Annotated in this window: 21 protein-coding genes and 1 pseudogene; 15 read left to right on the top strand and 7 right to left on the bottom strand. The window is 66.6% G+C overall.

Annotated features, from left to right (window positions below; all coding sequences use genetic code 11):
• The first annotated feature begins 197 nt into the window (after positions 1-197).
• Complete coding sequence (locus VFZ09_RS46480; protein ID WP_329734284.1) at positions 198-1,394, top strand: site-specific integrase; 1,197 nt, start codon at positions 198-200, stop codon at positions 1,392-1,394.
• Here the strand turns inward: VFZ09_RS46480 and VFZ09_RS46475 are convergent.
• Positions 1,372-1,701 carry a hypothetical protein gene (locus VFZ09_RS46475; RefSeq protein ID WP_329734283.1) on the bottom strand — a complete coding sequence of 110 codons (330 nt, stop codon included), beginning with the start codon at positions 1,699-1,701 and terminating at the stop codon, positions 1,372-1,374. The genes VFZ09_RS46480 and VFZ09_RS46475 overlap by 23 nt on opposite strands.
• Positions 1,702-3,132: 1,431 nt before the next feature.
• Between VFZ09_RS46475 and VFZ09_RS46470 the strand changes: the two genes are divergently transcribed.
• From VFZ09_RS46470 to VFZ09_RS46435, 8 genes and pseudogenes are all read left to right on the top strand, one after another.
• Positions 3,133-3,588 (top strand): hypothetical protein, encoded by a 456-nt coding sequence (locus VFZ09_RS46470; RefSeq protein WP_329734282.1) that lies wholly within the window; start codon positions 3,133-3,135, stop codon positions 3,586-3,588.
• A gap of 155 nt (positions 3,589-3,743) precedes the next feature.
• Positions 3,744-4,826, top strand: coding sequence for a serine/threonine-protein kinase (locus tag VFZ09_RS46465; protein ID WP_329734281.1), 1,083 nt, complete (start codon positions 3,744-3,746; stop codon positions 4,824-4,826).
• Between the two features lie 11 nt (positions 4,827-4,837).
• On the top strand, positions 4,838-5,278 hold the full coding sequence (locus tag VFZ09_RS46460; protein WP_329734280.1) for a helix-turn-helix transcriptional regulator: 441 nt from the start codon (positions 4,838-4,840) through the stop codon (positions 5,276-5,278).
• Positions 5,279-5,309: 31 nt separating this feature from the next.
• Positions 5,310-5,717, top strand: a complete 408-nt coding sequence (locus tag VFZ09_RS46455) for a helix-turn-helix domain-containing protein (protein WP_329734279.1) — start codon at positions 5,310-5,312, stop codon at positions 5,715-5,717.
• A 182-nt stretch (positions 5,718-5,899) separates the two neighbouring features.
• Positions 5,900-8,008: a serine/threonine-protein kinase gene (locus VFZ09_RS46450; protein ID WP_329734278.1), complete on the top strand. Its 2,109-nt coding sequence runs from the start codon at positions 5,900-5,902 to the stop codon at positions 8,006-8,008.
• Between the two features lie 84 nt (positions 8,009-8,092).
• A complete protein-coding gene (locus VFZ09_RS46445) occupies positions 8,093-9,037 on the top strand; it encodes a DUF2381 family protein (protein ID WP_329734277.1) in 945 nt (314 codons plus the stop codon).
• 215 nt (positions 9,038-9,252) lie between these two features.
• Complete coding sequence (locus VFZ09_RS46440; protein ID WP_329734276.1) at positions 9,253-10,668, top strand: hypothetical protein; 1,416 nt, start codon at positions 9,253-9,255, stop codon at positions 10,666-10,668.
• Positions 10,665-11,012: pseudogene (locus tag VFZ09_RS46435) on the top strand (DUF2019 domain-containing protein); the annotation flags it as partial. The gene VFZ09_RS46440 and the pseudogene VFZ09_RS46435, both read left to right, overlap by 4 nt.
• Before the next feature lie 324 nt (positions 11,013-11,336).
• Here the strand turns inward: VFZ09_RS46435 and VFZ09_RS46430 are convergent.
• Genes VFZ09_RS46430 through VFZ09_RS46420 form a run of 3 tightly spaced genes read right to left on the bottom strand, consistent with a single transcriptional unit; the run spans position 11,337 to position 12,469 of the window.
• A complete protein-coding gene (locus VFZ09_RS46430) occupies positions 11,337-11,879 on the bottom strand; it encodes a hypothetical protein (RefSeq protein ID WP_329734275.1) in 543 nt (180 codons plus the stop codon).
• Between the two features lie 8 nt (positions 11,880-11,887).
• Positions 11,888-12,160, bottom strand: coding sequence for a hypothetical protein (locus VFZ09_RS46425; protein WP_329734274.1), 273 nt, complete (start codon positions 12,158-12,160; stop codon positions 11,888-11,890).
• 12 nt (positions 12,161-12,172) lie between these two features.
• The gene (locus tag VFZ09_RS46420; RefSeq protein ID WP_329734273.1) at positions 12,173-12,469 is read right to left on the bottom strand and encodes a hypothetical protein; all 297 of its coding nucleotides are present in this window, start codon (positions 12,467-12,469) and stop codon (positions 12,173-12,175) included.
• 488 nt (positions 12,470-12,957) lie between these two features.
• Between VFZ09_RS46420 and VFZ09_RS46415 the strand changes: the two genes are divergently transcribed.
• From VFZ09_RS46415 to VFZ09_RS46405, 3 genes are all read left to right on the top strand, one after another.
• On the top strand, positions 12,958-13,245 hold the full coding sequence (locus tag VFZ09_RS46415) for a hypothetical protein (RefSeq protein ID WP_329734272.1): 288 nt from the start codon (positions 12,958-12,960) through the stop codon (positions 13,243-13,245).
• A gap of 918 nt (positions 13,246-14,163) precedes the next feature.
• Positions 14,164-15,564 carry an AHH domain-containing protein gene (locus VFZ09_RS46410; RefSeq protein WP_329734271.1) on the top strand — a complete coding sequence of 467 codons (1,401 nt, stop codon included), beginning with the start codon at positions 14,164-14,166 and terminating at the stop codon, positions 15,562-15,564.
• Between the two features lie 140 nt (positions 15,565-15,704).
• Entirely contained in the window at positions 15,705-16,133 is a 429-nt protein-coding gene (locus VFZ09_RS46405; protein WP_329734286.1) for an imm11 family protein, read from the top strand.
• Positions 16,134-16,248: 115 nt separating this feature from the next.
• Here the strand turns inward: VFZ09_RS46405 and VFZ09_RS46400 are convergent, their stop codons facing one another.
• From VFZ09_RS46400 to VFZ09_RS46390, 3 genes are all read right to left on the bottom strand, one after another.
• The gene (locus VFZ09_RS46400; protein WP_329734270.1) at positions 16,249-17,607 is read right to left on the bottom strand and encodes a DUF4259 domain-containing protein; all 1,359 of its coding nucleotides are present in this window, start codon (positions 17,605-17,607) and stop codon (positions 16,249-16,251) included.
• Positions 17,608-17,722: 115 nt separating this feature from the next.
• Positions 17,723-18,181, bottom strand: a complete 459-nt coding sequence (locus VFZ09_RS46395; RefSeq protein WP_329734269.1) for an Imm26 family immunity protein — start codon at positions 18,179-18,181, stop codon at positions 17,723-17,725.
• Between the two features lie 134 nt (positions 18,182-18,315).
• Complete coding sequence (locus VFZ09_RS46390; RefSeq protein WP_329734268.1) at positions 18,316-18,990, bottom strand: hypothetical protein; 675 nt, start codon at positions 18,988-18,990, stop codon at positions 18,316-18,318.
• A gap of 143 nt (positions 18,991-19,133) precedes the next feature.
• On the opposite strand from VFZ09_RS46390, the gene VFZ09_RS46385 reads away from it, so the two are divergent.
• The 3 genes from VFZ09_RS46385 (at position 19,134) to VFZ09_RS46375 (ending at position 23,877) form a co-directional block, all read left to right on the top strand.
• A complete protein-coding gene (locus VFZ09_RS46385; RefSeq protein WP_329734285.1) occupies positions 19,134-19,721 on the top strand; it encodes an RNA polymerase sigma factor in 588 nt (195 codons plus the stop codon).
• A 164-nt stretch (positions 19,722-19,885) separates the two neighbouring features.
• Positions 19,886-22,369 carry a heavy metal translocating P-type ATPase gene (locus tag VFZ09_RS46380; protein ID WP_329734267.1) on the top strand — a complete coding sequence of 828 codons (2,484 nt, stop codon included), beginning with the start codon at positions 19,886-19,888 and terminating at the stop codon, positions 22,367-22,369.
• A 164-nt stretch (positions 22,370-22,533) separates the two neighbouring features.
• A complete protein-coding gene (locus VFZ09_RS46375) occupies positions 22,534-23,877 on the top strand; it encodes a hypothetical protein (RefSeq protein ID WP_329734266.1) in 1,344 nt (447 codons plus the stop codon).
• The last annotated feature ends 16 nt before the right edge of the window (positions 23,878-23,893 follow it).

Raw genomic sequence — 23,893 nt, 5'->3', positions numbered from 1 at the left:
GCGAAGCGCCGAGGGCGGCGAACGAAAACGGACGTCGGGAGAGATAACCTCAACCAACCGAACCGCCGGATGCGGATCCGCCTGTCCGGTGGTGTGGCAGGGGGAGTAGGGAGTTACCCTCTCTACCCCCCTATGCCGATTGGGGACCAAATCGTGCTCCCTGGGGTCCAAATTCGGACCAAACCGGAGCGCACGACATGGGCAACAACAGGGTATGGGCGGGGAAGTGGAAGGGGGGGCGGACGTTCAACGGGAAGGATGGCCGTCCGGTGTTCGTGCTGCGGAAGATGGTTCAGGGACGGGCCTATACCGTCCACCTGGACGCCCGCAGCGAGACGGAAGCGGAAGCCGAGCTGGCCCTCTTCATGCGCGACCCCGAGGGCTACAGCACCAAGCGGGAGGCGCGACAGCAGCAGCAGGAATCCGCCGTTCACCTCAACGCCGAGACCGTGGGCCGCTTCCTCGACTCCATGAGGCAGGCAAAAACCACCGAGCGGTACGTGGGCAACGTCGGCTACTACTTGGCGACGTGGGCCGAAGCTCTCTCGGGGAGGGATCTGCGCACCGTCACCCTCCAGGAACTGCTGCGGGAGTTGGCCCGTCACAAGACGGCCAGGAAGAACCGCATTACGGCGCTCAAGTCGTTTGCTTCTTGGTTGAGGGAGCAAGGGGCCCTCTCCCTGGCCGAAGACCCCACCGTGTCCCTCAAGGTGCCCGTGACCCGTCCCGAGAAGGCCGTGCGGGAGAAGGGTTACAGCATCGAGACCACCGAGCGGCTCTATCGAGCCATCAGCGGATGGGAGTTCACCAACTTCGGGCAGGAGGAAACGCGGCGCATGACCGACGTGCAGTGTGTGCGCGACGTGCTGTGTATCCACGCCAAGACAGGGATGCACGGCACGGAGATCGAGCGGCTAGCCAAGGGCGAGGGAAAGGTTGCCGTGTTCGAGGACCAAGGCGAGATCGCCGCAACGGTGACGTTCATCCACAAGAGCGGGAACGTTCACCGGCAGAGCATCGACCGGCAAACCCTGGCGGCTGTGCAGCGGCTACAGGCGAGAGGGGCTGCGCCGGTTGATAGTCATATCCGCCGGGTTGTGACTCGCGCCTGTGAAACCCTCGGAATCGAGCCGATTAATTTCGGGGAGTACCGGCACAGCTTCGTTACCTGGGCTTCGGAGTGCGGGCAGGAAGTAAGGCCCAAGGCGGGAGGGCTCCCACTGGCCGCGATTGCCGCCGTGGTCGGCCACCACTCGGCAAACACAACGAAACGCTTTTACGACAACGTGAAGGTGCCCCCGATGATCAAAATTCCGATCAAACTGGAGCACCCCGACGACCCGGCACTGCTGCCGGTGCGGCGAGCGCAAATCAGGCTCGTCGAATCAGCTTGAGGATTTCATCCCGCTCCCCCCGCCCGGCGTTGCTCTGGGCGGGGCGCCGCTTGAGCATGGGCGCTGGTTCGCGTTTGAGCTTGGGCGCTGGCTCGCGGTCGATGCCGTCAATGAGAGCTTCGAGGCTGGGCAGGTCGATCATGGCCACCTTCCCAAGCTTCGGGGCACGACGGAGGACGCCACTCTTCAAAAGCTCGAAGATGCGCGAGCGCCCGCAGCCGAGCAGGGCCTGCGCGGCTTCGATGGAGACGGCTCGCACCGCTTGAGCAGGAGCCGCGTTGCTGAGCCTGTTCGTGATCTCGCGCACGGACTCGCGCAGGCCCCGCACTTCCTCGTAGAGCGCCCGCAGTAGGTCAGCCTCGCCAGTTGAGGCAGGGCGGGCCGCTGGTTGCGCCCTGGTCTCTGGACCACCCTGCGCACCCGCAGAGGCACATCCGCAGCAATCAGAGGCGCCCGCCCGCCCGCCAGCCGTGGAGGGAGCCCCCTCCGTACAAACGTCGATCTCCGCCATACCCGCCACCCATCCAAGCAACCAACCCCGACCAAACAACCCACCAGATACAGCGACAGGCACCAAAGTGACACAACCCTGTGGAATGTGTCCAGGCTGCTAGTCGTGGGCCGCCGATGACTGGCCTGCGCATAGTCAGGCAACCAAGTAACGCGAGGCGCGCCACCACCGGGGCCACCACCGGGGCCACCACCGGGGCCACCACCGCGCCACCACCGGGGCCACCACCGGGGCCACCACCGCGCCACCACAACGCCGCTGTTGTGAAGCGTCCAAGCAGGCGGCCCGAGGTTTGTGCCGCACTCCGGTGCTCTCCACCACGCCCGAGGCTCGGCTGCCGTGCCCTGGTGCCCTGTGGCCTCCACTGCGCCCTGGTGCCGCTACCGCGCTGCTGATGCGCTCCACGCGCCCGAGGCTCGGCTGCCGTGCTCCGGTGGTCTTCCACCGCGCCCTGGAGGGCTCCACGGGCCCGAGCTTCGGCTGCCGCGCCGTAGGTGCCCGCCACCGCGCCGCTGATGCGCTCCCACCGGCCCGAGGCTCGCGCCGCGCCCTGGTGGCGCTGCCGCACTGTTGGCGCTCCAACCGGCCCGTGCTTCGGCTGCCGCGCTGCTGGCGCCCTCCGCCGAGCCCCGGCGTCGTGCCCTGGCGCCGTGCTCGAGAACTTCGAAGCCGCGCCAATTCCGGCGAACTCCAGAGGCCGGATTGCTGCGCAACCAGGGGCGCTAGGTCTGAGCCCCAGGCGGCTGGGCGCAGCGTCGGGCGGCGCGGTGGATGCACCGGGGCAGCAGCCGAGCCTTGGGCCCGTGGAGGGGGCATCAACGGCGCGGTGAAGCCCATCAGGGCACGGTGCGCCACTCGGGGGGCAGGGCGCCAGAGGACGGCAGCCGAAGCTCGGGACCTGGGAGGGCTCGCACGGGGCGGCACCTCTCCCGCCCGCTCACGTCGGGGCGGCCCTGTTGACCCCCGCAGTCGGCTGGTCCTTCCCTTGGTTGGTCCCGCATGTTACCTAGCGGTCTACTCACTAAGGTTCACGGCTGGTCTATTCGACCACCCGTTGTCACAACTCGCGAGGTGTCCATGCCGAACGCTCCCCATGCGCGCCGGATAGGGGCTCGTGTTGCCCGTGCTCGCCCCTGGCCCTTTCCCCTCACGCCTGCATTGCTGGCTGTGCTGTTGCTGTGTCCCGCCGCATGCGCCAGCGGCCCACGTCCCGAGGTGTTCCGCGCCATGCGGGATGTGCTCGCGGACTTGGACGACTTCGGCGCGCTGCTGCTGGAGGCCGGACTACCGCCGGACATGCTGCCCCCGGGCCGGGAGGTGTCGCCGGAGGAAGCAACGCGGCTGCGCGTCGCCTTCGGCCTATATCCGCCCACCTCCCGCACCTATGGCCCGCGACTCGTCGCGGACATGCTGCTGCGGGAGGTCACCGAAGGCGCCGCCTCCGTGAAACGCTCTGAGCTGGATTCACGCCTGCTGCGTTACCGCGAGTTAAGCGTGATGGGCTCCGATGGCTTCCTCTCCTCAGCCCTCACTGGCACTCCCGCCCAGTGCATCGGCCCGGTAGAGGTGAAAGGCGGCGCGCTACGGGCGGGTGAGTTCGAGGTAGGCGGCTTCTACGCGCCGGATGGCAATGGCGGCTGGCTGCGCGTCGTCTTCCTTCCCCCCTTCAAACGCTCTCTGTAGCTCTAGCTGCAAAGCCTTCCACATACCGGAGTCACACCATGCCCTCACCAGGAAATAGCCCCCGGCGAGCGACTCGCCAGGGGGCGGATCGTTACAGGGATTATCGTTTCTCTTTCGAGTCAGGGGATTATCGCTATGACGTAGAAGCACCCCTCTTGCTCCACCCCGACTTTGACACGCTGTTGGTCGCATCACGTCGGCACCTCAAGAAGAAGGAGCGCCGTAGCATCATACTCAAAAAGGTTGGTGCCATTTCCGGGCGCGAAGCGCGGGCGCGCGCCACGGAAGAGGTTCGGCTCGCGGGGTTTCTGCATCATCCCAGAATCGCGCGGGTTTTTGATTTCGTCGTCCACGACGGCACCCCCTTTGTCGTCATGGAGCACGCGAAAGGCTCTTTCCTTTTCACTCTTCTGGACTTGGCGGCGGCGGTGGAGTACCGCCTGCCCACTCCCTTTGCTGTCCACGTTGCCGCCGAGGTGGCCGACGCCTTGGCCTATGCGCACGAGTGCGAGGATGACATGGGGACTCCCTTGCATATCGTCCACCGTGCCGTGGGTCCCATGCGTATCCGCCTCACCTTGGATGGCCGAGTCAAACTGACCAATTTCGGGGCGGCTTATTCCGAGTTGGCCGGGCGTATGCCCACACCGCGCGATTTGCTGAGAGGAGATCCAGCCTACATCGCCCCGGAACTCCTGCGCGCCATATTCGCGGCCAATCAGAGGAAGTCAGACCCGCTCGCTCCGAAAGAACTCGACGGGCGCGCGGATGTCTTCTCCTTGGGGCTGGTCTTGTTGGAGATGCTGACGGCGAAGTATCCGCTAGACCCGCTCGGGCTCCTCCCCGAGCGCCCAGCTACGCGCTTCCCTCCGGGCATTCGTACCGAGCGCCCCACTTGGATAGGCTTGGACGTGTTGGCTAACCGCGTGCTGCGGTTTGGGACGGAAGAGGTATCGCGGGCGACTGGGTTTGTTTCTGAGCCGCTCCGAGCGATCCTGATTCGAGCCCTCGCGGCGGACCCTGGCCAGCGTTACCCGACAGCCGCCGACTTACGCGACGACTTGCGCGGCTACCTCCGCGAGGTGGCCGGGCCTTCCTACGGGCGCCAGCAAGTCATGGCCGAGGTTCAAACCGTTGTGCGGATGGCCACTGAGCGCAAGAAGCTGGCAGCCCAGCCGATGGAATACGGCGTGCTCCCCGACCTTGAAGATTTGCAAGACGAAGCGAACGGCGGCTGAGGACTCTCATCATGTCCAATAGACATCCCACACAAATCAAGCTGGCAAGATACTTGGGAGCCGCTGCGCGTGAATGTCGGTTGCGTGCGAACATGACACAGGCGGACGTGGCGGAGTTGGTCAACATCGCAACGGAGGTGTATGGCCGCATTGAGCGGGGGGGAGTGCTCCCGAGCTTGCCCACCTTCCGGCGCCTGTGCCGTGCCCTCCGAGCGGATGCCAACAAATTGCTAGGGCTCGACGCTCCCCCCACGTCGGAAGCATCGGCGCGGTCATCTACGGAAGCGTCGGAGCCCTTGCCCGTGGATGTCCTGGAGGAGCCCATATCTACGCCAGAGGACCCGCCCGGATTGCGGCGCCTGTTCCGCTACCTCAAGAAGCTAACTCCGGAACAACTCCGCGCCATAGGCCATGTTGCCAGTACCTACCTCAAGCCATATGAACGCCGGTAGGGCATACCAGCGCAACCAGAGGGGCTGACACATGGATGACTTGGATTCTGAATACGGAGACCTGATGAAAAGCCTTGGTGAGGCGGCCCGTGCCGTCCGCGAAAGGTTGAACGTGACTCAGGCCGAAATCGCGAGGGGTGCCGGAATCGCGCCAGCCGTTTACGGGAGGATTGAGCGCGGCCACATGATGCCCGCCGTTCTAACGCTGCGCAAAATCGCGGTGTCCCTCGGCATCTCGGCGGACGTGCTGTTGGGCATTACCTCGAAGGAGGTGGCCAAGAACATGGACGAGCCACCGCCCGAGGGGGATTTGACTCCCGAGGTGCGCCGACTCGTGCGCACCTTGAAGGCGTGGCCTGACGAAAAGGTGAAGCTCCTGTCGCGCTTCGCCAAGCTGCTGGAGCCGGTGCAGTTGCCCGACTCCGAGCCGGAGGAATGAGCGGGCTCCCGGCGTTGGGGCCGGGGCGTGGGCGGCTCGCGTTCGTGCTCGGCGCGGACGTGCCATGGAGGGGACTGCCTTCCGCTCCGGCCCCAGTTTCCAACCGGGCGAGCCTGCGCGAGAACGACCCAACCGCGCGCGTTGGGTTCTGCTAGAGTTGCGGACCTTCGGAGGTTCGCGGCATGGTCATTCATCTTCCAAAAGACGGCGCCCGGGTAGGCGACTATACAATCCGCCACAAGCTAGGCGAGGGCGGCTCTGGCTATGTCTACAAGGCCGAGCGCGGCGGGCGTTACTTCGCCATCAAGTTCCTTTCGGAATTGGAGTGGACCGGCTGGAACCGGCGGGAAGTCACCATCATGGTCCGCCTTCAAACCCTCAACCTTCAAATCCCAAACGTGGTGGGCTTTCGCGGGTGCGAACGGTGGCCAGACCCGGACATAGGCTATCCATACATTGTTATGGATTTCGTCCCCGGGTTGACCATGGACAAGTATGTCCAAAAAAACAACCCCTCGGCCCGGGTGGCATTGGGCAAATTCCTGAAGATTGCGAAGGCCATGGGGGCGGTGCATCGGCTCGACGTGCTGCACCGGGACTTGAAGGAATTAAACATCATCATCCGAGCCGACGACGGCGAGCCAGTCGTGATTGATTTTGGCTACGGAGCCATGAAGGGAATTCAGACTGAAACAGGGCCGGGGCGAGTGCCCCCCGGGACGCCCGAGTATCGCAGCCCCGAGATCATCAAGTTTCTGAGAGGCGAGACACCAGAGGACATATATACATACACCGTGTCTGACGAGTTGTGGACAATGGGAGTAATTCTGTATTGGCTGCTGACGGATGTAATGCCGTTCGGTGGCCGGTTGGAAAGTGGGCTGAATGATCGGATCCGCCTGAATACACCCAGGGCGCCCCACCTCATCAATCCGCGCGTGCCCGAGTCGGCAAGCCGCTTGTGTATGCGCATGTTGGAGAAGGACCCGCAGGCACGCTTCAAGGATGATGAGGAGTTGTGCGCCGCTCTGGATGCGGTGCTGACTGCCTCCGAGGGTGATGCAAGTTGGGATTTGCCGTTGATAGATCCCCTCTCCCCCCACGATGCGACAACGGCAGGCAATGCGAGTGCGGACGAAGAGCCGAACGGAAGGGCGAAGGAAGTACAGCTGTGGATAGCAGCGCACAAACCCCGGCGCGGCTGGTGGCCTGTGGAGGGGCCACCGGCACGGGAGCAGGAGGCGCCCCCGCCCCCGTCCCCGGACGAGTTGCCCTCCCCCAGGGCCAAGCCGGAGGCGCCCGCTGCGGGCCCAGTGGCGGACGGGGCGGCGCCAGGAGGGGCACGGGGCGTGCGTCGCTGGCTGGGAGCCTCGGGCCCCCTTCCCATGGGGGCCCTGATGGTGGACATGCTCAAGCGGCCTCCCCTTGCGCTCGTGGCGGGGCTCGCGGTGGTGGCGCTCGCGGTGGGCTCCCTGGGGCCGCTGCAAAAGCCCGCCCCCGCTCCGAGTGTCGCGCCTGCCTCCATGGCCCAGAAGGCCTCGCCCCCACCTAGCGCGTCTGCCAGCGGTGGGGAGACGGAAGGGGCCGCACCCATCCGCGAAGTGGCGCAGCCGCACAACCCAGCCGAAGCTAACGCGGGCGCGGCGCCCGTGAGGGCCCAACCCCCCGCGCCTACCCTTACCGCCATGCTTCGCAAGTCAGACACGACGAACAAGCCAGACGACACGCCCAAGCCCCAGCCGCAACGCGCGGGCAGGCTCCCCCCCTTGAAGAGTGCCGCCGCTGTGGGCGCTACCTGTGCGCTGCTTGAGGGATGCACTGGAGGCACGACCCCCCAGGTGCGCCCCACGCCCGCGCCTGTCGAGTGCCCCGCCGATTGGAAGACGTCGCACGAAAGGTTAGGCATTCGCAGCGGGCGGGCAGGCGTCGTGCTGCAAGGGTACGAAGGGGAGAACACCGAGAGGGCTCCTCTGCGGGAGGGTCCCGTTACGGTGGTGCTGGATGACAAGGTGGGCAAGCTGCCCGAGGGCTCCTTGCTTTCGGGGACGTTGCAGCTTGGGGAAAGCCGCTTTTATGGCACCTTCACCCGGGTGCAGATTCCAGGCGGGGACGCCTACCCCGTGTGTCTGGTTATTGGCCTGAATGACCCGTCAGCCATGCCGGGTGGACCGGATTGCCCCGCCGGACTGGGCGACTGCCCAGCGCACGAGAGCAGGCCCGGCAACGTGAAGATGTTCACTCGCTTTGACGTGTTCCCGAAGGGCTCTCGCTCGGGGAACACGTTTTTTTAGTCAGTGCTGCCGCGCCGTTGCGGTTAATACGGGCCCGCCGGTTGCCGGACGCGGGCCCGCTTGCATTCTGGAGGTTGGATTTCCGTGCTGCCCCCGTCCCCTGGCGCCCTTTTGGCGCTCGCCCTTCTCGCTGGCGCCGCACAGGCCGCCGAGCCGCCGCCCCCCGTTCCCCTCTGTGCTGCTACCTCCCGCATCGATGTGGCGGCGTACTCCACGGGACAGGTCTCCGAGGTGTGCGTTAGTCCGAACGAGACGACAACGTTTGCGTTTGACTCCCGCCTTGCTGCTGGGGCCGTGGAGGTCCAGCCAGAGGGCCGCCTTGCGGATTGGACCCCGGGCAAAGAGGGTCTGACTCTCCACGTCATTCCCAAGGGGGATTTTCTGCCAGGGGAGAGGGTCAAGGTAACGGTGCGCTTCGCGGATGGCGCGGCCCCGACAGGTGCAACCTTCTGGCTCGTGGGCCATGCGGCAAGGGGGGCGCGGCGCGTGGAGGTGTTCCGCAAGCCCCGCCCGGCGGACGTGCTCCAGAAAGAGAAGGACGAAGCACAGGCCGAAGCGCGCCAATGCCAGGAGGACAAGGCGCGGCTTCTGGCCGAGCGCAAGGAGCCCGGCGGGCTCATGGGCGCCGCGTGGCTGGAGCGTGAAGAGGAGGTTGAATCGCGAGACATTGGGAGGGACTTGAAGCACGACCCGGCCAACGCACTACAGACAAAGGCGGCCAAGAGTTACAGCCAGCGCAAAGGCGTAACCCTCCCAGGAGGCATGGCGGTAAGGCTTCAACTCCTAAACCCTGGCGCCGAACCCTGGACGGCGGCGGGGGCGGTGTTGAAGGACGCGACGGGCGCGGAGGAGGTGGAGCTTTCCGCGTGGCAAGTGTCGGCCATTGCTCCCGGCGCTCGTGGCTTTGTCGTGATGGGCGCGGAGCGGGAGCCGGGGCAACTCGCCTGCCCCTGCACCCTCAAGCTGTGGGAGGCGCAAGGGCCGCGCACCGTCAACCTCGGGAACGTCACCTTCCCGGCTGAGGAGTAAGCTGGGAAGCAAGGCGCGGCGCGCGAGTAGTGCCGCCACCCCATCCGGCGGGAGGGAAAACCAACCTACCCGATGGGCTTTCAGCACCTCACCAGACCCGGCGGCTTGACCTAGCTATCAGCCGCTTTCTGTAATGGACGGGTTTGGGCTTCCAGCTCGGGCGGCTCGCCCGGAGAGGTGCGGCAATGTCTAGGCATTCTGTCGATACTCGCCCCGTGGACACACGGCGGCCCCAGCGCGCGGGTGCGCTGGCCCTGGCGGCGCTGATGCTGGTTACAGCGTGCGCCACGGGGGCCCCCATGGGTGGTGGGTTGACGGCTTCCCGTTACCGTCAACCCGTGCCGCACGACTCGTCCGAATCATCGGGGCTGGAAGCGGAAGCCGAAGACGGGAGCCAGGAGGGAGAGGCTTTCTTTGCCAAGCTGCCCACGGACTTTGCGCCTGTGCAGGTGAGTGACGCCGAGTTTTCGGAGACCATGACAACGCTTTGGCTCAACATGCCGCTTCGGGTGGCCGCGTCCCGTCCCCCGTTGTATGTCGGCCGTAGGCTGGCGTTGGCTTCCGCGCCCTTGAGTGGCGAAGCGTGGCAATCAGACCTGGCCCGCTCCTATGGGCATTTTTGCGAGCGGTGCGGCACGCCAGGGGATTGCCTGACGCTGTTTGAAGACGGGCCCCGCCTTCAGGATGACGACAAGCGAAGCCTTGCGCTCGCCCTGGCGGTGGGTCCTGCCCTGGAAGGCGTAAACGCGGAAGTGCGGGCCATGCTCGACCCTACGCGAATGCTCGCCATGGTCAGCATTGGCATCACGGCGTATATGGCGCTGCTGCTGGCGCCCGTGCCCGAGCCGATAACGAAGGGCGCGGCCCTGGTGTTTAGCGCCGCCCTGTGGGGCTATCTTGGTTATGAATTCTTCGACCTGCTGCGTGCCTATGCGCAGCTTTACGAGGATGCACCCCGGGCCTCTACCTTCGCGGAGCTCCGCGAGATTGGCGAGCGTTTCGGACGTGTCATCGGTCCCAACAGTGTGCGGATTCTCGTCATCGTCGGGACGGCGGCCATTGGTGAGACGGCGGCCCTCGCTTCCAGTGCCCCGAAGCTCCCCGGATTCGCGCAAGCGTCGGAGAGAGTCGCGGCTAACACCGGCTTGGGCTTGCTGGAGACGGTAACCGGAGCCGAGCGCCTTATTATCTCTGTGCCCGAGGGGACGATCCGCGTGGTATTGGCGCCTCATGCTGTGGCCATGGCCGCCCGGGGAGTTGCCGCTGGGAGCCCGGCCCCGACTCGGGGTAAGCTCCTTCCGAACGGACATAGGGCGTGGGGGTCGTTCGGTGGTTTTAAGTCGGCCATGGGTTCAGCGGGCCCCGGAAAGGAATGGCATCACATCGTGGAGCAGACCAAAGGCAACGCGAAGCGGTTCGGGGGCGAGGCCCTGCATAATACCGAGAATGTCATTGCGTTAGACAAGGCGCTTCACACGCGGGTTAGCGCCCTCTTTTCTAGAAAGGCGCGTAGGATTACGGGCTCAAGGATTCTGACGGTGCGGGAGTGGCTCAGCACTCAGTCCTACGAGGCGCAACGGGAATTTGGCCTGCTGGCCATTCAGAACGTCAGGAACGGCATTTGGCCATGATTGATTTGCAAGGTCTTGTGGCGGAGTTTGCGCGGCATGTACAGGCAGAAACCGAGGCTGCTTGGCGGGGCGATTCCAAGACGGCGAACAAGCACGCTGATCAGTGCTTAGCCGTGTTTGACAAACTGCGGGCTCATGGCGACACCGGACGGGATGCGCTCGCGGTGTTCTTCACGCATCCACGCATGGACGTGCGTGTGTCAGCGGCGGCGCTGCTGTTGCGCCATCGCACGGCGGAAGCCAAAGCGGTTTTGGAGGAAGCAGCGAAGGGCCAAGGACTGATCCCTTTTGAAGCATCCCAGGCGTTGAAACGCTGGGAAGAGGGTACATGGGCCCTAGACCCTGCCGACGATAATGTGGGGTCTCCCGAAGCGACCGGCCCGGCAGCGCCGAGCAAGCGCAGCCGACCGCGCACGGAACGCGCCGCGCCTGACAAACGGAGGGGGAGCAAGCGGGGCAAACGCGGTGGGTGATCCCGAAAGGGCTTGGCAGTCGAAACTCGGGCCCGGTGGAGTCCGCCAGGGCAGCCCGGCAGCCACAGTGGGCACCTCGGGCCGGTACTCGGGTCAACGGTGCTCAGGGCGGTGGGGCCTGCACGCGCGATCCGCGCCCGAGTCGATTTCTCGGGCCTTGCAGCGAACAACCGTTCGAGAATAGTGAGCGCTCATTCAGGGGTTAGAACTGTTGAGCAGGGCCATGACAGTGGGGTCCTTCGCGGACTTTTCGTCTTTCCACTGGTTGTGGCAGCGCAAAACGTGGAAGTACCTCGTTCCGGCCCGGAAGTCGTCGGGGAACTCCCTGACGGTTTCATCAATCCAGTTACGAAAGTCGCGCCGGTAAACATCCTCGTTGACGAGACCGCGCACGATGCACGCGCAGAGACGGTCCATCGTATTCAGATACTCCTCAGCGGACTCTGCGAGCAATGCCTTGGCGCCGTTGATCTCGTCATCACTCGGTGGATTCGCAGATTTCACCGCGTTGGCAATCTTCATGGCTTGTCCGGCCGCTTCAGCCCAGCGTCGCCTAGCAGACCGAATGCCTTCCTCAAGCTGGAGGACGGCCATCAGGCTCGATATCCGGCTTGCCTCAGCGCCGGTACGAGCCGAATCCGCAACGCCCTTCAATTGAAGCCCAGTAAAGACAAGGGCTCCAACTGCGGAGAAAGCAGACACAGCTTGAATATAAAGTCCAATTTCCTCGGTCGTCATTACTCCCTCTACTTCCTTTGCGCAGCAGCAGCCAGCATCTGGGAGGCCACGGCATGGAGGTCGAACAGCCGTCTTGCGGCTGTAGTATCGTCAAGCCGAATCTTGGGTGCCTTCGCGTACCGCTTTTGCACCTCACTCCAGAACCACTGACGGGTCGCATCGTCTGTGTTGCTGGCCGTCAGTTCACGTTGAATGCGGCCGATAACGGCTTGAAATTGATCAGTGGCAACGCACATCGAGAGATCGTAGACGCACTGATCAACGTAGGCGTTTGAAATCATGTCTCGTGCTCCTCACTTCCCTGGCGAGGCGGCAGCAAGCGACTGCTGCTGTGCGGTCGCCAGCATTTGCGAAGCTACTCTGTGGAGATCGTACAACCTCGCAGCGGCAGTAGTGTCCTTGAGTACGAGTTTGGGTGCCTTTTCATAGCGCACCTGCACCTCGCCCCAGAACCACTGACGATTATCGCGGTTGGTGCCCCAGGCGTTCAGGTTGCGCTCGATGCCGCTGACGATGTTTCTGAAATCGTCGGTGCTGCGGGCCATCGCAAGGTCTTTGACACACTGATCAACGTACTCGGACCAAGTCACTCATTCTCCTCTGCGGATCACGCTGAGGTGCTGAATAACCACTGCCGAGCCAGTGTCAAGAAGTGCCCAGAACACCGCGCGCTCCGCCCCTGGGAGCCTGTCTAAGTGTCTTCGTGACCTACCGCATATTGGGCGGTGCGAGTTATGCGCACCACTATATGTGGTATGTAGGAGTCGTCTTCGGCGGTGCTCCGACAAGCTCCAAGCGTCTTCGGGCGCGGGTGTGCGGTGGATGGGGCAGCGGGCGCGGCAGCCAAAGCTCGGGCCCGGTAAGAGGCACCAGGGCGGCAGACGAGGCTGGTACTCGGATCAACGGTGCTCAGTCGGTGGAGGCCCACCAGGGCAGCCGGGCAGCCACGGCAGGCATCTCGGGCTCGGTGGATGCCACCAGGGATGTGCGGCGCGGTGCCACTTCGAATTATCCTCGACGCTCTCGCGAGCTACGGAAAGAATGGGTGCTCCTGACCCGGCCCTGGCCTGGAGTCCCCATGACGAGCCTCACCCCGTACCTCAAAGACGCCTTGCAGCGTGTGCAGCGGCTGGCGGATGGCACCTTGTTCACTCTGAACCCCCACAACAAGAGATATCAGAGTCTGTACACCGCCGAAGAGTGGGCCAATATCCGGAAGCGCATATCTGTGACCACCTTCGGGGAACGGTTTCTGAAGTACATTGAGGACTACAACCGCGACCATGGACTCATCGCGGAGATTCTTGAAAAGCTCACTAACAATAGACAGCCGTACCGCAAGGTGGGACCACCAGCCTCGGAGTAACAGAGCCTTTTCGCGCGCCTGCTGGCGGATGGCAGCGGCGCCCACCGTGGTGCCCTCGCGCGTCGGATTCCCGGCGCTCGGCTCGACCAGTTCGGCCTGTGGAGCATGCGCCAGGGCCGCAGCAGTGCTCACCGTGGCACGGCCCACGATGGAGACGGAGCTTTCCGCGTGGCAGGAGACAGTTATCCCCCCCGGCGCCCGTAGCTTTGTCGTGGTAGGCGCCGAGAGGGCGCCGGGGCACTTGGCGCCCCTGCACCCTCAAGCTATGGGAGGCGCAAGGGTCGCGTACTGTCACCCACCGTCACCCTCGGGAACGTTACATTCCCAGTGAGCCAAAAGGCGGAACCTTGAGCCCTGCCATTTCAAGCGGGGCCGGTCTCAATGGACTGTTCGTCAACACCAGGGCGGCCCAGCGGCCATGGTGGGAGAAACTCGGGGCGGGGTGGGGGGGGCACCAGGACAGCACGGTGGGCACCTCGGGCCATTGGACGCCGCCAGGGCCCGGCGGTAGTAGACTAGCGCATCAGCGCTAGAAGATAGATCCAGGGCTGGAGGGCTCGCCGCTCCCACCCGGTGAGGGGCCCAAGGGGACCAAAAAAGGACCAAACCGAACGGACGCGCCTGGACTCGCCCGGACAGATGGGCGCCCCATTTTCAGAGGGAAACGGCGGGTGTGCCTCTGGGTCCGAGGGAGGTCGGAGCCGCCCTTAGCGGCTTCGATTCCCGCCGCTTCCACTGGATGTAGCAAGGCCCTGGCCGCCATCAAGAGTCGCCGCTTGCCTCCACACATCACGCAGGCGAAGATGTCGAGGTCGAACGTCCTGTTCTGGAGAATGGGGCTTGCCTCCCCACCTCATGGGGGGTGAACAATCACCGGCTGACGCTCCTGGAGTGCTCGAGGGGCAGGAGGAGCCGGTCATGCGTCAGCTTGTCACCCACGCCCTGTGTCTGATGCTGATACCGATGTTAGCTCGAGCCGCCCCTCTCGGCAGAGAGCTCGAGCCTGTCGAAGTGCGCGAGTACGACGGCGGCTGGGGGCGTAAAGGGGTCCAACTCGTCTTCAAGCGACTCCCGCCCGACCACGACCAGGGGGGGCTGACTCGGGAGGATGGGCAAGCCATCCGTGCGGCCTTCGAAGAGGTATACGGCAAGCAGGAGCCACTCCCTCCGCCACGGTACCCCGGCGGGACGAGGCTTGCGAGTGTGGGGACGCAATATGTCAGCACGGCCCCTTCAGAGTGGCAGGAGAAGATTCGCAAGGACTATGAAGAGCTTTACGGGAAGGGGCCGTCTGCCCTCGCATTGCCAGGCAACCTGGAAAACAGCCGCTTCTTCCAGGCGCTGAGGCTCTCCCCTCAATATATGGGAGAGGGCGCACGCGAGGCGGCCATGGAGCTGTTCAGCTCGCCCGCCTTCATCGTATCCATGGCCGCCTCAATGACTTTGTATCTCGCGGCGCTCGCGGCACCTGAGCCCGTTCTGAGTAAGGGGTTTGTGGCGGCTGTCTCGCTATGGCTCCTGGTCACCTATGGCGCTACGGAAATCATGAACGTAGCGATGGTGGTCAAGCAGCTGTACCAGGAGGCCGAGGCGGCGCAGAACTTCGAGCAGCTGGACAAAGCCGCCCGGAACTTTGGCCCGAAGATAGGCGGCACGGCGCTGAGAGTCCTTGTGACGATCGCCCTGGGGCGGCTGGCGGGGAAGCTGCCACAGGTGCCGAAGGCGCCGGGGGGAGGTGGTCTGTGGACAAGGCTCGGCATGCCTCGGTACGCACTGACGAGAACTGTCACACTGCAGGGGGCACCGGTCGTGCAGGGGACCGGTGCGCAGGTGACGGTCGTGATCGGAGAGGCAGCGGCTGCGGAGACCTCGGTGGCGAACGGCACGGTCCTGCTGATGGGGGCTCTGCTGGGCACAGAGGCGTCCGCGGCCAAGGCAGCCATCCAGGCGGCCCGGACAACGGGAGGCTGCCGGGAAGACAACAGCAAGGGTGATGCTCCAGAACACCACATCGCCACCGACAAGAATGGCAAGGCCGAAGTCAGGGGTGGCCCCTGGACACCACAGTTCGAGCCTCTCTTCGAGCGAGCCGGCATGAGCCTCGATGATCCAGCGAACAAGCTCTTTGTGATTGGCCATAAGGGGCCTCATCCCGAGCAGTACCATCAAGAGGTTTATGATCGTCTGAATAACGCAACCAAGCTGTGCGCGGGGCCAGACGAATGCAGGCGCAAGCTGACCCATGCGCTTGATGAAATCGCGGGCGACATCTGCAGGTCTGGCTCGAGACTCAACAAGCTCGTTACAAAGAAGCCATGAGCACTCAGGATAGATATTTCCGTCTAACGGGCGATGTGCACATTCCGGGGCGCTGGTATGTCCAAGGCCCATGGGACGCTGAGGGAAGAAGGGTTGTTCCCGGGCGGCTACAAGAGGGAAAGGCTTTGAGCTTGGACTGGATGCCCTTCTTCTCTGTGCGTTGCCCCGGGCAAGCACTCGATTATACGGAAACAGAGGCCACTGCCGTTGTAAGCCATCGCTTTGTTTCCCTGTGCGAGCAGCTAGGCATCCAGAACAACGTGCAGTTCATCCCGGCGCGAGTGGAGAACCAGTCTGAGCGGTATTTCATCCTCAACACACTCCACATCATCAGGTGTATTGATGAGGCTCGATGCGAGGAGGTTTCATTTTGGGAGCCCAGGCATGGAGAGCCAGAAAGGGTGGGCGAATACCGGAACGTCGCCGGTCTGAGGATAGACCCGACGAAGGTTGGCGGCGCTGATATCTTCCGTCCTTGGGGCTGGACGGTGGTGCTGATCGTCTCCGAGCGCGTCAAACTGGCCATGGAGGAAGAAGGCGTCACCGGTGCCAGCTTCATCGAAGTGTGACAGCATCCGGCCGCCCGTGGCCCTGCCTCCCGTACGCGAGGTCGTTGTGGACACGGATGGCGTTACGATCAACGGGCTCGAGCCGAGGCGTACCGGGTGGCCGCGCTCAATGGGCTCAACCGCCTGTTCTGACGGGTGCCCCCTCCAGCCCTTCGCGCAGGGACTGCACATGCTGGCGGAAGGCCTTCCCTCCGTCCTCCGCCTCTTCCCAGACCATTCGCAGCTCGCTGGACTCGTTGACGAGGAGTGGGAGGAGCCGTAGGGCTGCCTCCACGGCCTGGCCCAGGTGTTTGGCGGGTGCGTCCGGCAGTCGGTCCCCGAGCCCGCGGGGCACGGCGGTCCGCGGGAGCGCTCCGCTCCAGACCGCCACACACGCGGCGAAGTCGTACGTGCGCTGGTCCCCTCCAGCATCCGGCCGCCCGTAGCCCTGACGCCCGTGCGCCAGGTCGTGGTGGACACGGATGGCGTTCACCACGCCGAACTCCACCATCCACGGCAGCAGGTCCTCGCCAAAGCTCACCGGGTCCCCGAAGGGCGCGGGGGTCGCGCGGGCCCGCCGGGCCGGCCAGGCGTGCCGGTGCGCGGCGCGGAAGGCACGCTCCCACTCCTCCGGGGACCGCACCGTGCCGGGGGCAGGCAGGCGCCCCTCCGCGGCCTCTCGCGCCAACGCAAGCAGTTGCTCGGGCGAGCGGCGGGTGTACTCGGGGTGGCGGCGCGCCTCCGCGTAGTCCACGTGCTCGAAGTTCCCGGCCGACGCGCTCGTCAGCGAGTAGAGCGAGAAGGGGACCGACTCGAAGGCGTAGCGGATGGGCCGCGCCAGGTCCTTCCGCAGCGGAAGCTTCGTGGTGACCGGCCACTGCCGCGTCACGTGCGAGAGGCTGCACGGGATGCGCCGCGCGGGCCCTTCACCCCCGACAATGCGCGCCGCCTCCCCCTCAGCGCCCGCACCGGCGAAGAGCGCGAGCTCGCCGGGCCCGATCACCTGCGCGAAGGCGAAGCGCCCCTGGCCGACGGGAAGGGCGAGCACGTCCCCTTTCGTCGCGCGTGCGGGCCGGGCGGCAGAGTCCTTCGGAGCAGCCAGGCGCTGCTTCAGCTCCGCGAGCTGCTGCGCGAGCTTCTCCCGGTGGCCGCCGTCCTCGAACAGCTCCAGCAGCTCCGAGCGGCTTCGCGTGAGGCGGGAGAGCGCCCCCGCCGCCTCCTCGCAGAGCGCCGGGGTGGCCCGGAGGCGCGCGGCGGTCTCCAGCACGTCGTCCGGCGCGTCCTTCGCGGGCGCTCCCCGGGCAGCCGCCACCAGCTCGGCAGCGGCCCACGCAGTGGCTCCCGCGTCCACCTCGAGGTACTCGGTGTCGGGAGTTCTGGCGACGGCCTTCAGCGCGGCGCGCACGAGCCTTCCGGGGGATTCCTCCTCGCGCAGCTCCGCGAGGAAGTCCGCCGCAGCATCCGACTCGAAGGGTCCGCGCCCCCATGCTCCCATGCTGTTCTCTCCGGGAAATCGCCGAGGAGTACTCTCTCAGAGGAGAGGGACCTGGGCGAGTCGCTCAACCGCCTGTTCTGACGGAGAGCCCCTGCGCTCGATACCCAGGCTGAGCCTAGCTCAGGCGTACCTTCAGGTGCTCCACGGCGGCGTTGGGCCGCCCCAGGAAGGCATCGAGCAGGCGTTCCTCGACGGACTCCTGTTCCCAGACCGCGGCACGCTCGAGTCCCACGCATTCCTGGAGCTCGGCGGCTCTCGCGTTGCCCGCCGTGTCGAAGATGGTGCAGCGGCGGAAGTCTCCCACGTCCTGCCTGAACTGGACGAGTGGCTGGGCCAGGTGCTGCTCGAGCGCTCTCCATCCGATGGGCTCCCACGCATTCAGGGCCATCAGGTTGACAGCGATCTTGAAGAGGACGGGCTTCGACGAAATCCTGTCCACATCAGAGTCCGGGTCCGTGGTTCTGTGTTTGTAGAAGGCAATATGGGGTGGTTCGAGCAGTCTCCCGTAGCCAAAGGAGCCATCGGCGAGCGCAAGCCTGACAAACGTGCCTGTTTTGTGCTTCGGCTTGCCCAACTTTCAATCTCCCGTGTAGGGGGGGAGTTGCCCCCGGTGCTTCAGTATCCATCAGCCCACCATGAGGCGTACCGGGTGGCCGCGCTCAACGGGCTCAACTGCCTGTATCCGACGGTTGAGCCCCTCCGCGGGCATCAGCGCTGGCGGCGATCCTCGCGCGTCTCGCGGCGGTCTTCCCGCGTCTCACGCCGGTCCTCGCGCAGCTCGCGCTTGTCGCCGGCCACCTCGCCGCGGGCGAGCTGCGTCAGCTCCACGATGAGCGCGCGCTTGCGGTCCAGCTGCGCGGGCGCCTGGGCTCCGGCGAGCGTCTTCAGCTCCTGGGCGATGCGTCGGCGCACGGACTGGGACGCGGCCTCCACCTGGGTGTCGCGCCGGTCATCGCGGCGGTCGCGCCGGTCGTCGCGGAGGTCGTGCCGGTCGTCGGCGAGCGCTCCCGGACGGCCAGCGGCCTGGTCCCGGCGCACCTCGCGGCGATCCGAGCGGATTTCACGGGTGTCTCGGCGGACCTCGGCCTTGTCGGCGGCGAGCTCGGTCCGACCCTCGGCGAGCTCCTGGCGCAGCAGGGTGTTCAGGCGCGAGTCCACCTCGGCGAGCCCTGCGGCATCCTGGTGGGCGCGGGCCGCATCGAAGCGGGCCAGCACGGCCTCGAGCTCCACCACGTCCTTGCGGTCATCGCGGGTCTCCTGGCGGTCCTGGCGCTTGTCCTGGCGGTCCTGGACGCGCTCGGCGTGGTTGCGCACGGCCTGGGCGCTGGCGGTGGTACCGGACAGCAGGAGGGCGGCGACGAGGGCTCGGGTGGGACGGTTCATGGCGTTATTCCCCTGGAAAATCGGTTCGAATCTCCCAAACCCGGGAGATGAATGGAAGTTGCGGGCTGCCTTCGGGGGAGGGTCTTGGGTAATAGACGGGGAGGGGCGCGCGAGGTGCGCACCCCGTGACTCCGAGGTACGGCATGCGGGAAGGCAACGGTGAGGGGGAGCTGACTCCAGCGGTGGTGGAGTCGCTGGTGGGGAACCATCGGCGCTTCCTGGGTTTCCTCGAGCGGCGGGTGGGGAGCCGGGCCCAGGCCGAGGAGATCCTCCAGTCCGCCTATGTGCGCACCCTGGAGAAGGGGGGCGAGCTGGAGGACGGAGAGGGCGCGGTCGCCTGGTTCTACCGGCTGTTGCGCAACGCGCTCGTGGACCACTACCGCCGGCAGGGCGCCGAGGGCCGGGCCCTGGAGCGCGAGGCCCGCGAGGCCTCCGAGCTGGGGCCGGACCCCGAGCTGACGCAGACGGTCTGCGCGTGCATCCACGACCTGCTGCCCGCGCTCAAGCCCGAGTACGCGGAGATGGTGCGGCAGGTGGACCTGGAGGGGCGGGGCGTGCCCGAGGTGGCCCGGGAGGCGGGCATCACCGCGAACAACGCCGGGGTGCGGCTGCACCGGGCGCGGCAGGCCCTCAAGAAGCAGCTGGAGCGCAGCTGTGGCACCTGTGCGTCGCACGGGTGCCTGGACTGCACGTGCGGCAAGCCGGGTGGGGGCTGCAAGCCGTCCGCGTGACGGAGTGCGTCAGGGCTGGACGCAGGAGGGGGACAACCGCCAGCCGCCCGCTTGACGGGCAGGGGGGCGCGGTGATGCACCCATCCGAACCAGGGCGCGAGGCGTGCCCACTGTAAGAGCCTGGCGGGAGTTCCGTCAGCCCGGGTGAAAGGACGAATTTCCTCATGGCCCACGAGCACACCCACGCGCACGATTCCCACGCCGCCCACCCGGAGGGCCCCCCGGCCCCGGGCGAGGGCAAGGTGCTGGACCCGGTCTGCGGAATGACGGTCGACCCAGCAACCGCCAAGGGGGGCAGCCACGTCCACAAGGGCGCGACCTACCACTTCTGCAACCCGAAGTGCCGCGAGCGCTTCGCCGCCGAGCCCCGGAAGTACCTCGAGGCGAAGGGTGAGCCCGAGCCGGTGGAGGCCCCGCCGGGCACGATGTGGATCTGCCCGATGGACCCCGAGGTCCGCCAGGACCACCCGGGCGCCTGCCCCAAGTGCGGCATGGCGCTGGAGCCCGAGCAGCCCATGACGCTGGCGGCGCGCACCGAGTGGGTGTGCCCCATGCACCCGGAGATCGTGCGGAACGAGCCCGGGGCGTGCCCCATCTGTGGCATGGCGTTGGAGCCGCGCACGGTGCTGCCCGAGGAGCAGCCGGACCCCGAGCTGCTGAGCATGACGCGGCGGTTCTGGGTGGGCGTCGTCCTCACGCTGCCGCTGCTCTTCCTCGGTATGTCCGAGATGATTCCCGGCCAGCCGGTGCAGCACGCCGTGGCGCCTCAGCTGCTGGCGTGGATACAGCTGGCGCTGGCGAGCCCGGTGGTGCTCTGGGGCGGCTGGCCCTTCTTCGAGCGCGGTTGGGCGTCGGTGAAGAACCGGCACCTCAACATGTTCACCCTCATCGCCATCGGCACGGGGGCGGCGTACCTCTTCAGCGTCTTCGCCACGCTGGCCCCCGGGCTGCTGCCGCATGCCTTCACCGGCCATGGCGGCGCGGTGCCCGTCTATTTCGAGGCGGCGGCGACCATCATCACGCTGGTACTGCTCGGACAGGTGCTGGAGCTGCGGGCCCGCCGCGCGACCTCGGGGGCCCTGCGCGCGCTGCTCAGCCTCGCTCCGGCCGTGGCCCGGCGCATCCGCGAGGACGGCCGTGAGGAGGACGTCTCCCTCGAGCAGGTGAAGGCGGGGGACTCGCTGCGCGTGCGCCCGGGCGAGAAGGTGCCGGTGGACGGCGTGGTGCTGGAGGGCGAGAGCGCCGTGGACGAGTCCATGGTGACGGGCGAGTCCATCCCGGTGGAGAAGGTGCCCGGCGCCCGCGTCACGGGGGGCACCGTCAACGGCACGGGCAGCCTGGTGATGAAGGCCGAGCGGGTGGGGAAGGACACGCTGCTGTCGCGCATCGTCCAGCGGGTGAGCGAGGCCCAGCGCTCGCGCGCGCCCATCCAGCGGCTGGCGGACAAGGTGGCCGCGGTGTTCGTCCCGGCCGTCATCACGGCCTCCGTGCTCACCTTCCTCGTGTGGGCCTTCCTCGGGCCGGAGCCGCGGCTGGCGCACGCGCTGGTGAACGCGGTGGCGGTGCTCATCATCGCCTGCCCGTGCGCGCTGGGCCTGGCCACGCCCATGTCCGTGGTGGTGGGGACGGGCAAGGGCGCCGGGGTGGGCGTGCTCATCCGCGACGCCGAGGCGCTGGAGTTGCTGGAGAAGGTGGACACCCTGGTGGTGGACAAGACGGGCACGCTGACGGAGGGCAAGCCGAAGCTGGTGTCGGTGGTGGCGGCCGAGGGCATGGACGAGGCGCGGCTGCTGCACCTGGCGGCGAGCCTCGAGCGGGGCAGTGAGCACCCGCTGGCGGCGGCGGTGGTGGCGGGGGCCGAGGCGCGCGGGGCGGTGCTGTCGGCGGCGCAGGGCTTCCGCTCGGTGACGGGCAAGGGAGTGACGGGGCGCGTGAACGGCTCGGAGGTGGCGCTGGGCAACGTGGCGCTGCTGGAGTCGCTGGGCGTGGACGCGGAGGCGCTGAGGCCTCGCGCCGAGGCGCTGCGGCGCGAGGGCCAGACGGTCATGTACGTGGCGGTGGAGGGCAGGCCGGCGGGGCTGCTCGGCGTGGCGGACCCCGTCAAGGCCACCACGGCCGAGGCCCTGGCCACGCTGCACCGCGAGGGCGTGCGGGTGGTGATGCTCACGGGCGACAGCCGCACCACGGCCGAGGCGGTGGCGCGCCAGCTGGGCATCGACGAGGTGGTGGCGGAGGTGCTGCCCGAGGGCAAGGGCGACGTGGTGAAGCGGCTGCAGGCCGGGGGCCGCACGGTGGCGATGGCGGGAGACGGCGTGAACGACGCACCCGCGCTGGCGCAGGCGGACGTGGGCATCGCGATGGGGACGGGGACGGACATCGCGATGGAGAGCGCCTCGGTGACGCTGGTGAAGGGTGACTTGAGAGGCATTGCCCGGGCGCGCGGGCTGAGCCGGGGCACGCTGCGCAACATCCGGCAGAACCTCTTCTTCGCCTTCGTCTACAACACCCTGGGCGTGCCCATCGCCGCGGGCGTGCTGTACCCCTTCTTCGGGTGGCTGCTGAGCCCCATGCTCGCGGCGGCGGCGATGAGCCTCTCGTCGGTGTCGGTCATCGGCAACGCGCTGCGTCTGCGAAAGCTGAAGCTTTGACGTGTCACTTCGCTGACAGCACCGAACACTGAACATCGCCAAGAGGGAGCCTGCGAGGACGGCGGGAGGCGTCTGTCCGCCCGCTCCCTCCACGGGCTGACGGTGGAGCGTGTCGCTCCCACTTCGACGGGACGAGCACCAGCCTCCCAGGGGCGAGGTGGAATATGCGCACGCTGTTGCTCTCCCTGGGTCTGTTCCTGGCCTTCCCCGTCGGAGCACAGGAGGCGGAGCACGGGCACGACACTCACGCGGAGCCTCCGGCCCAGGGTGGGCACGACACCGGACACATGGGCCACATGGGGCACATGGGACACGAGGCGCGCGAGGTCCAGTCGCTCCGGGACATCCCCCTGATGCGGCGGGGCTCGGGCACGTCCTGGCAGCCGGACCTCATCCCCCCATCCATGTTGCATGGGGAGGTGGCGGGCTGGGGCCTCATGTTCCAGGGCCTGCTCTTCGGCGGCTACGACGTGCAGGGCGGGCCCCGGGGAGACGACGCGTTCGCGGGAATCGGCTGGCTGATGCTCATGGCGAACCGGGAGCTGCCCTCGGGGCAGCTCGTCGCGAGCGTCATGTTGAGCCCCGAGCCCTTCACCGCGGGCGCGAACGGTGGCTACCCCCTGCTGCTCCAGACGGGAGAGAGCTTCGAGGGCGAGCCGCTGCGGGACCGCCAGCACCCGCATGACCTCTTCATGGAGCTGGCGCTCTCGTACTCGCACTACTTCTCGGACACGTGGGGGCTGATGCTCTACGCGGCGCCCGCGGGCGAGCCGGCGCTGGGCCCGGTGGCCTTTCCGCACCGGGTGTCGGGCTGGTACGACCCGCTGGCCGTGTTGGGGCACCACTGGCAGGACTCCACGCACATCTCCTTCGGGGTGCTGACCGCGGGCATCCTCACGCCGAAGGCGAAGCTGGAGCTCTCCTGGTTCAACGGCCGCGAGCCCGACGAGAACCGCTACGGCCTGGACCTGCGGGCGCCGGACTCGTTCTCCCTGCGGCTGTCGGCCAACCCCACGGCGCGGGTGAGCGCGCAGGTGTCCTACGGCTACCTGAAGAGTCCCGAGCTGCTCGAGCCGGACGTGTCGGTGCACCGGCTCACCGCGTCGGCCACGTACCACGCGCCCTTCGGGAGCAATGGCTTCTGGGCGACCACGGCCGTCTTCGGCCGCAACCTCGAGGAAGAGGAGGCGCCCACCAGCTCCTTCCTGCTGGAGAGCAGCCTGGCCCTGGACGGGCACCACGTCGTCTTCGGGCGGGCGGAGTACGTCCAGAAGGCGGGGCACGACCTGGTGCTCCCCGAGCCGCTGGAGCACTCCGTCTTCGACGTGGGCAACCTCGTGCTGGGCTACGTCTACAACCTCGGTCCCTTCGGTCCGGTGCGGCCGGGCGTGGGCGTGCGCGGTGCGCTGAACCTGGTGCCCGAGGGGCTCGCGTCCTTCTACGGCAGCCGCACCCCCGTGGGCGGCATGGTGTACGTCCGCCTCGCGCCGGCCGGGGGGCACCACTGAGCCACCAGGAAGCGTG

The sequence above is a fragment of the Archangium sp. genome (assembly GCF_036277355.1).
Taxonomy (GTDB): Bacteria; Myxococcota; Myxococcia; order Myxococcales; family Myxococcaceae; genus Archangium.
The sequence above is the reverse complement of the archived record's forward strand: the minus strand, read 5'-3'. Positions and strand labels throughout refer to the sequence as shown.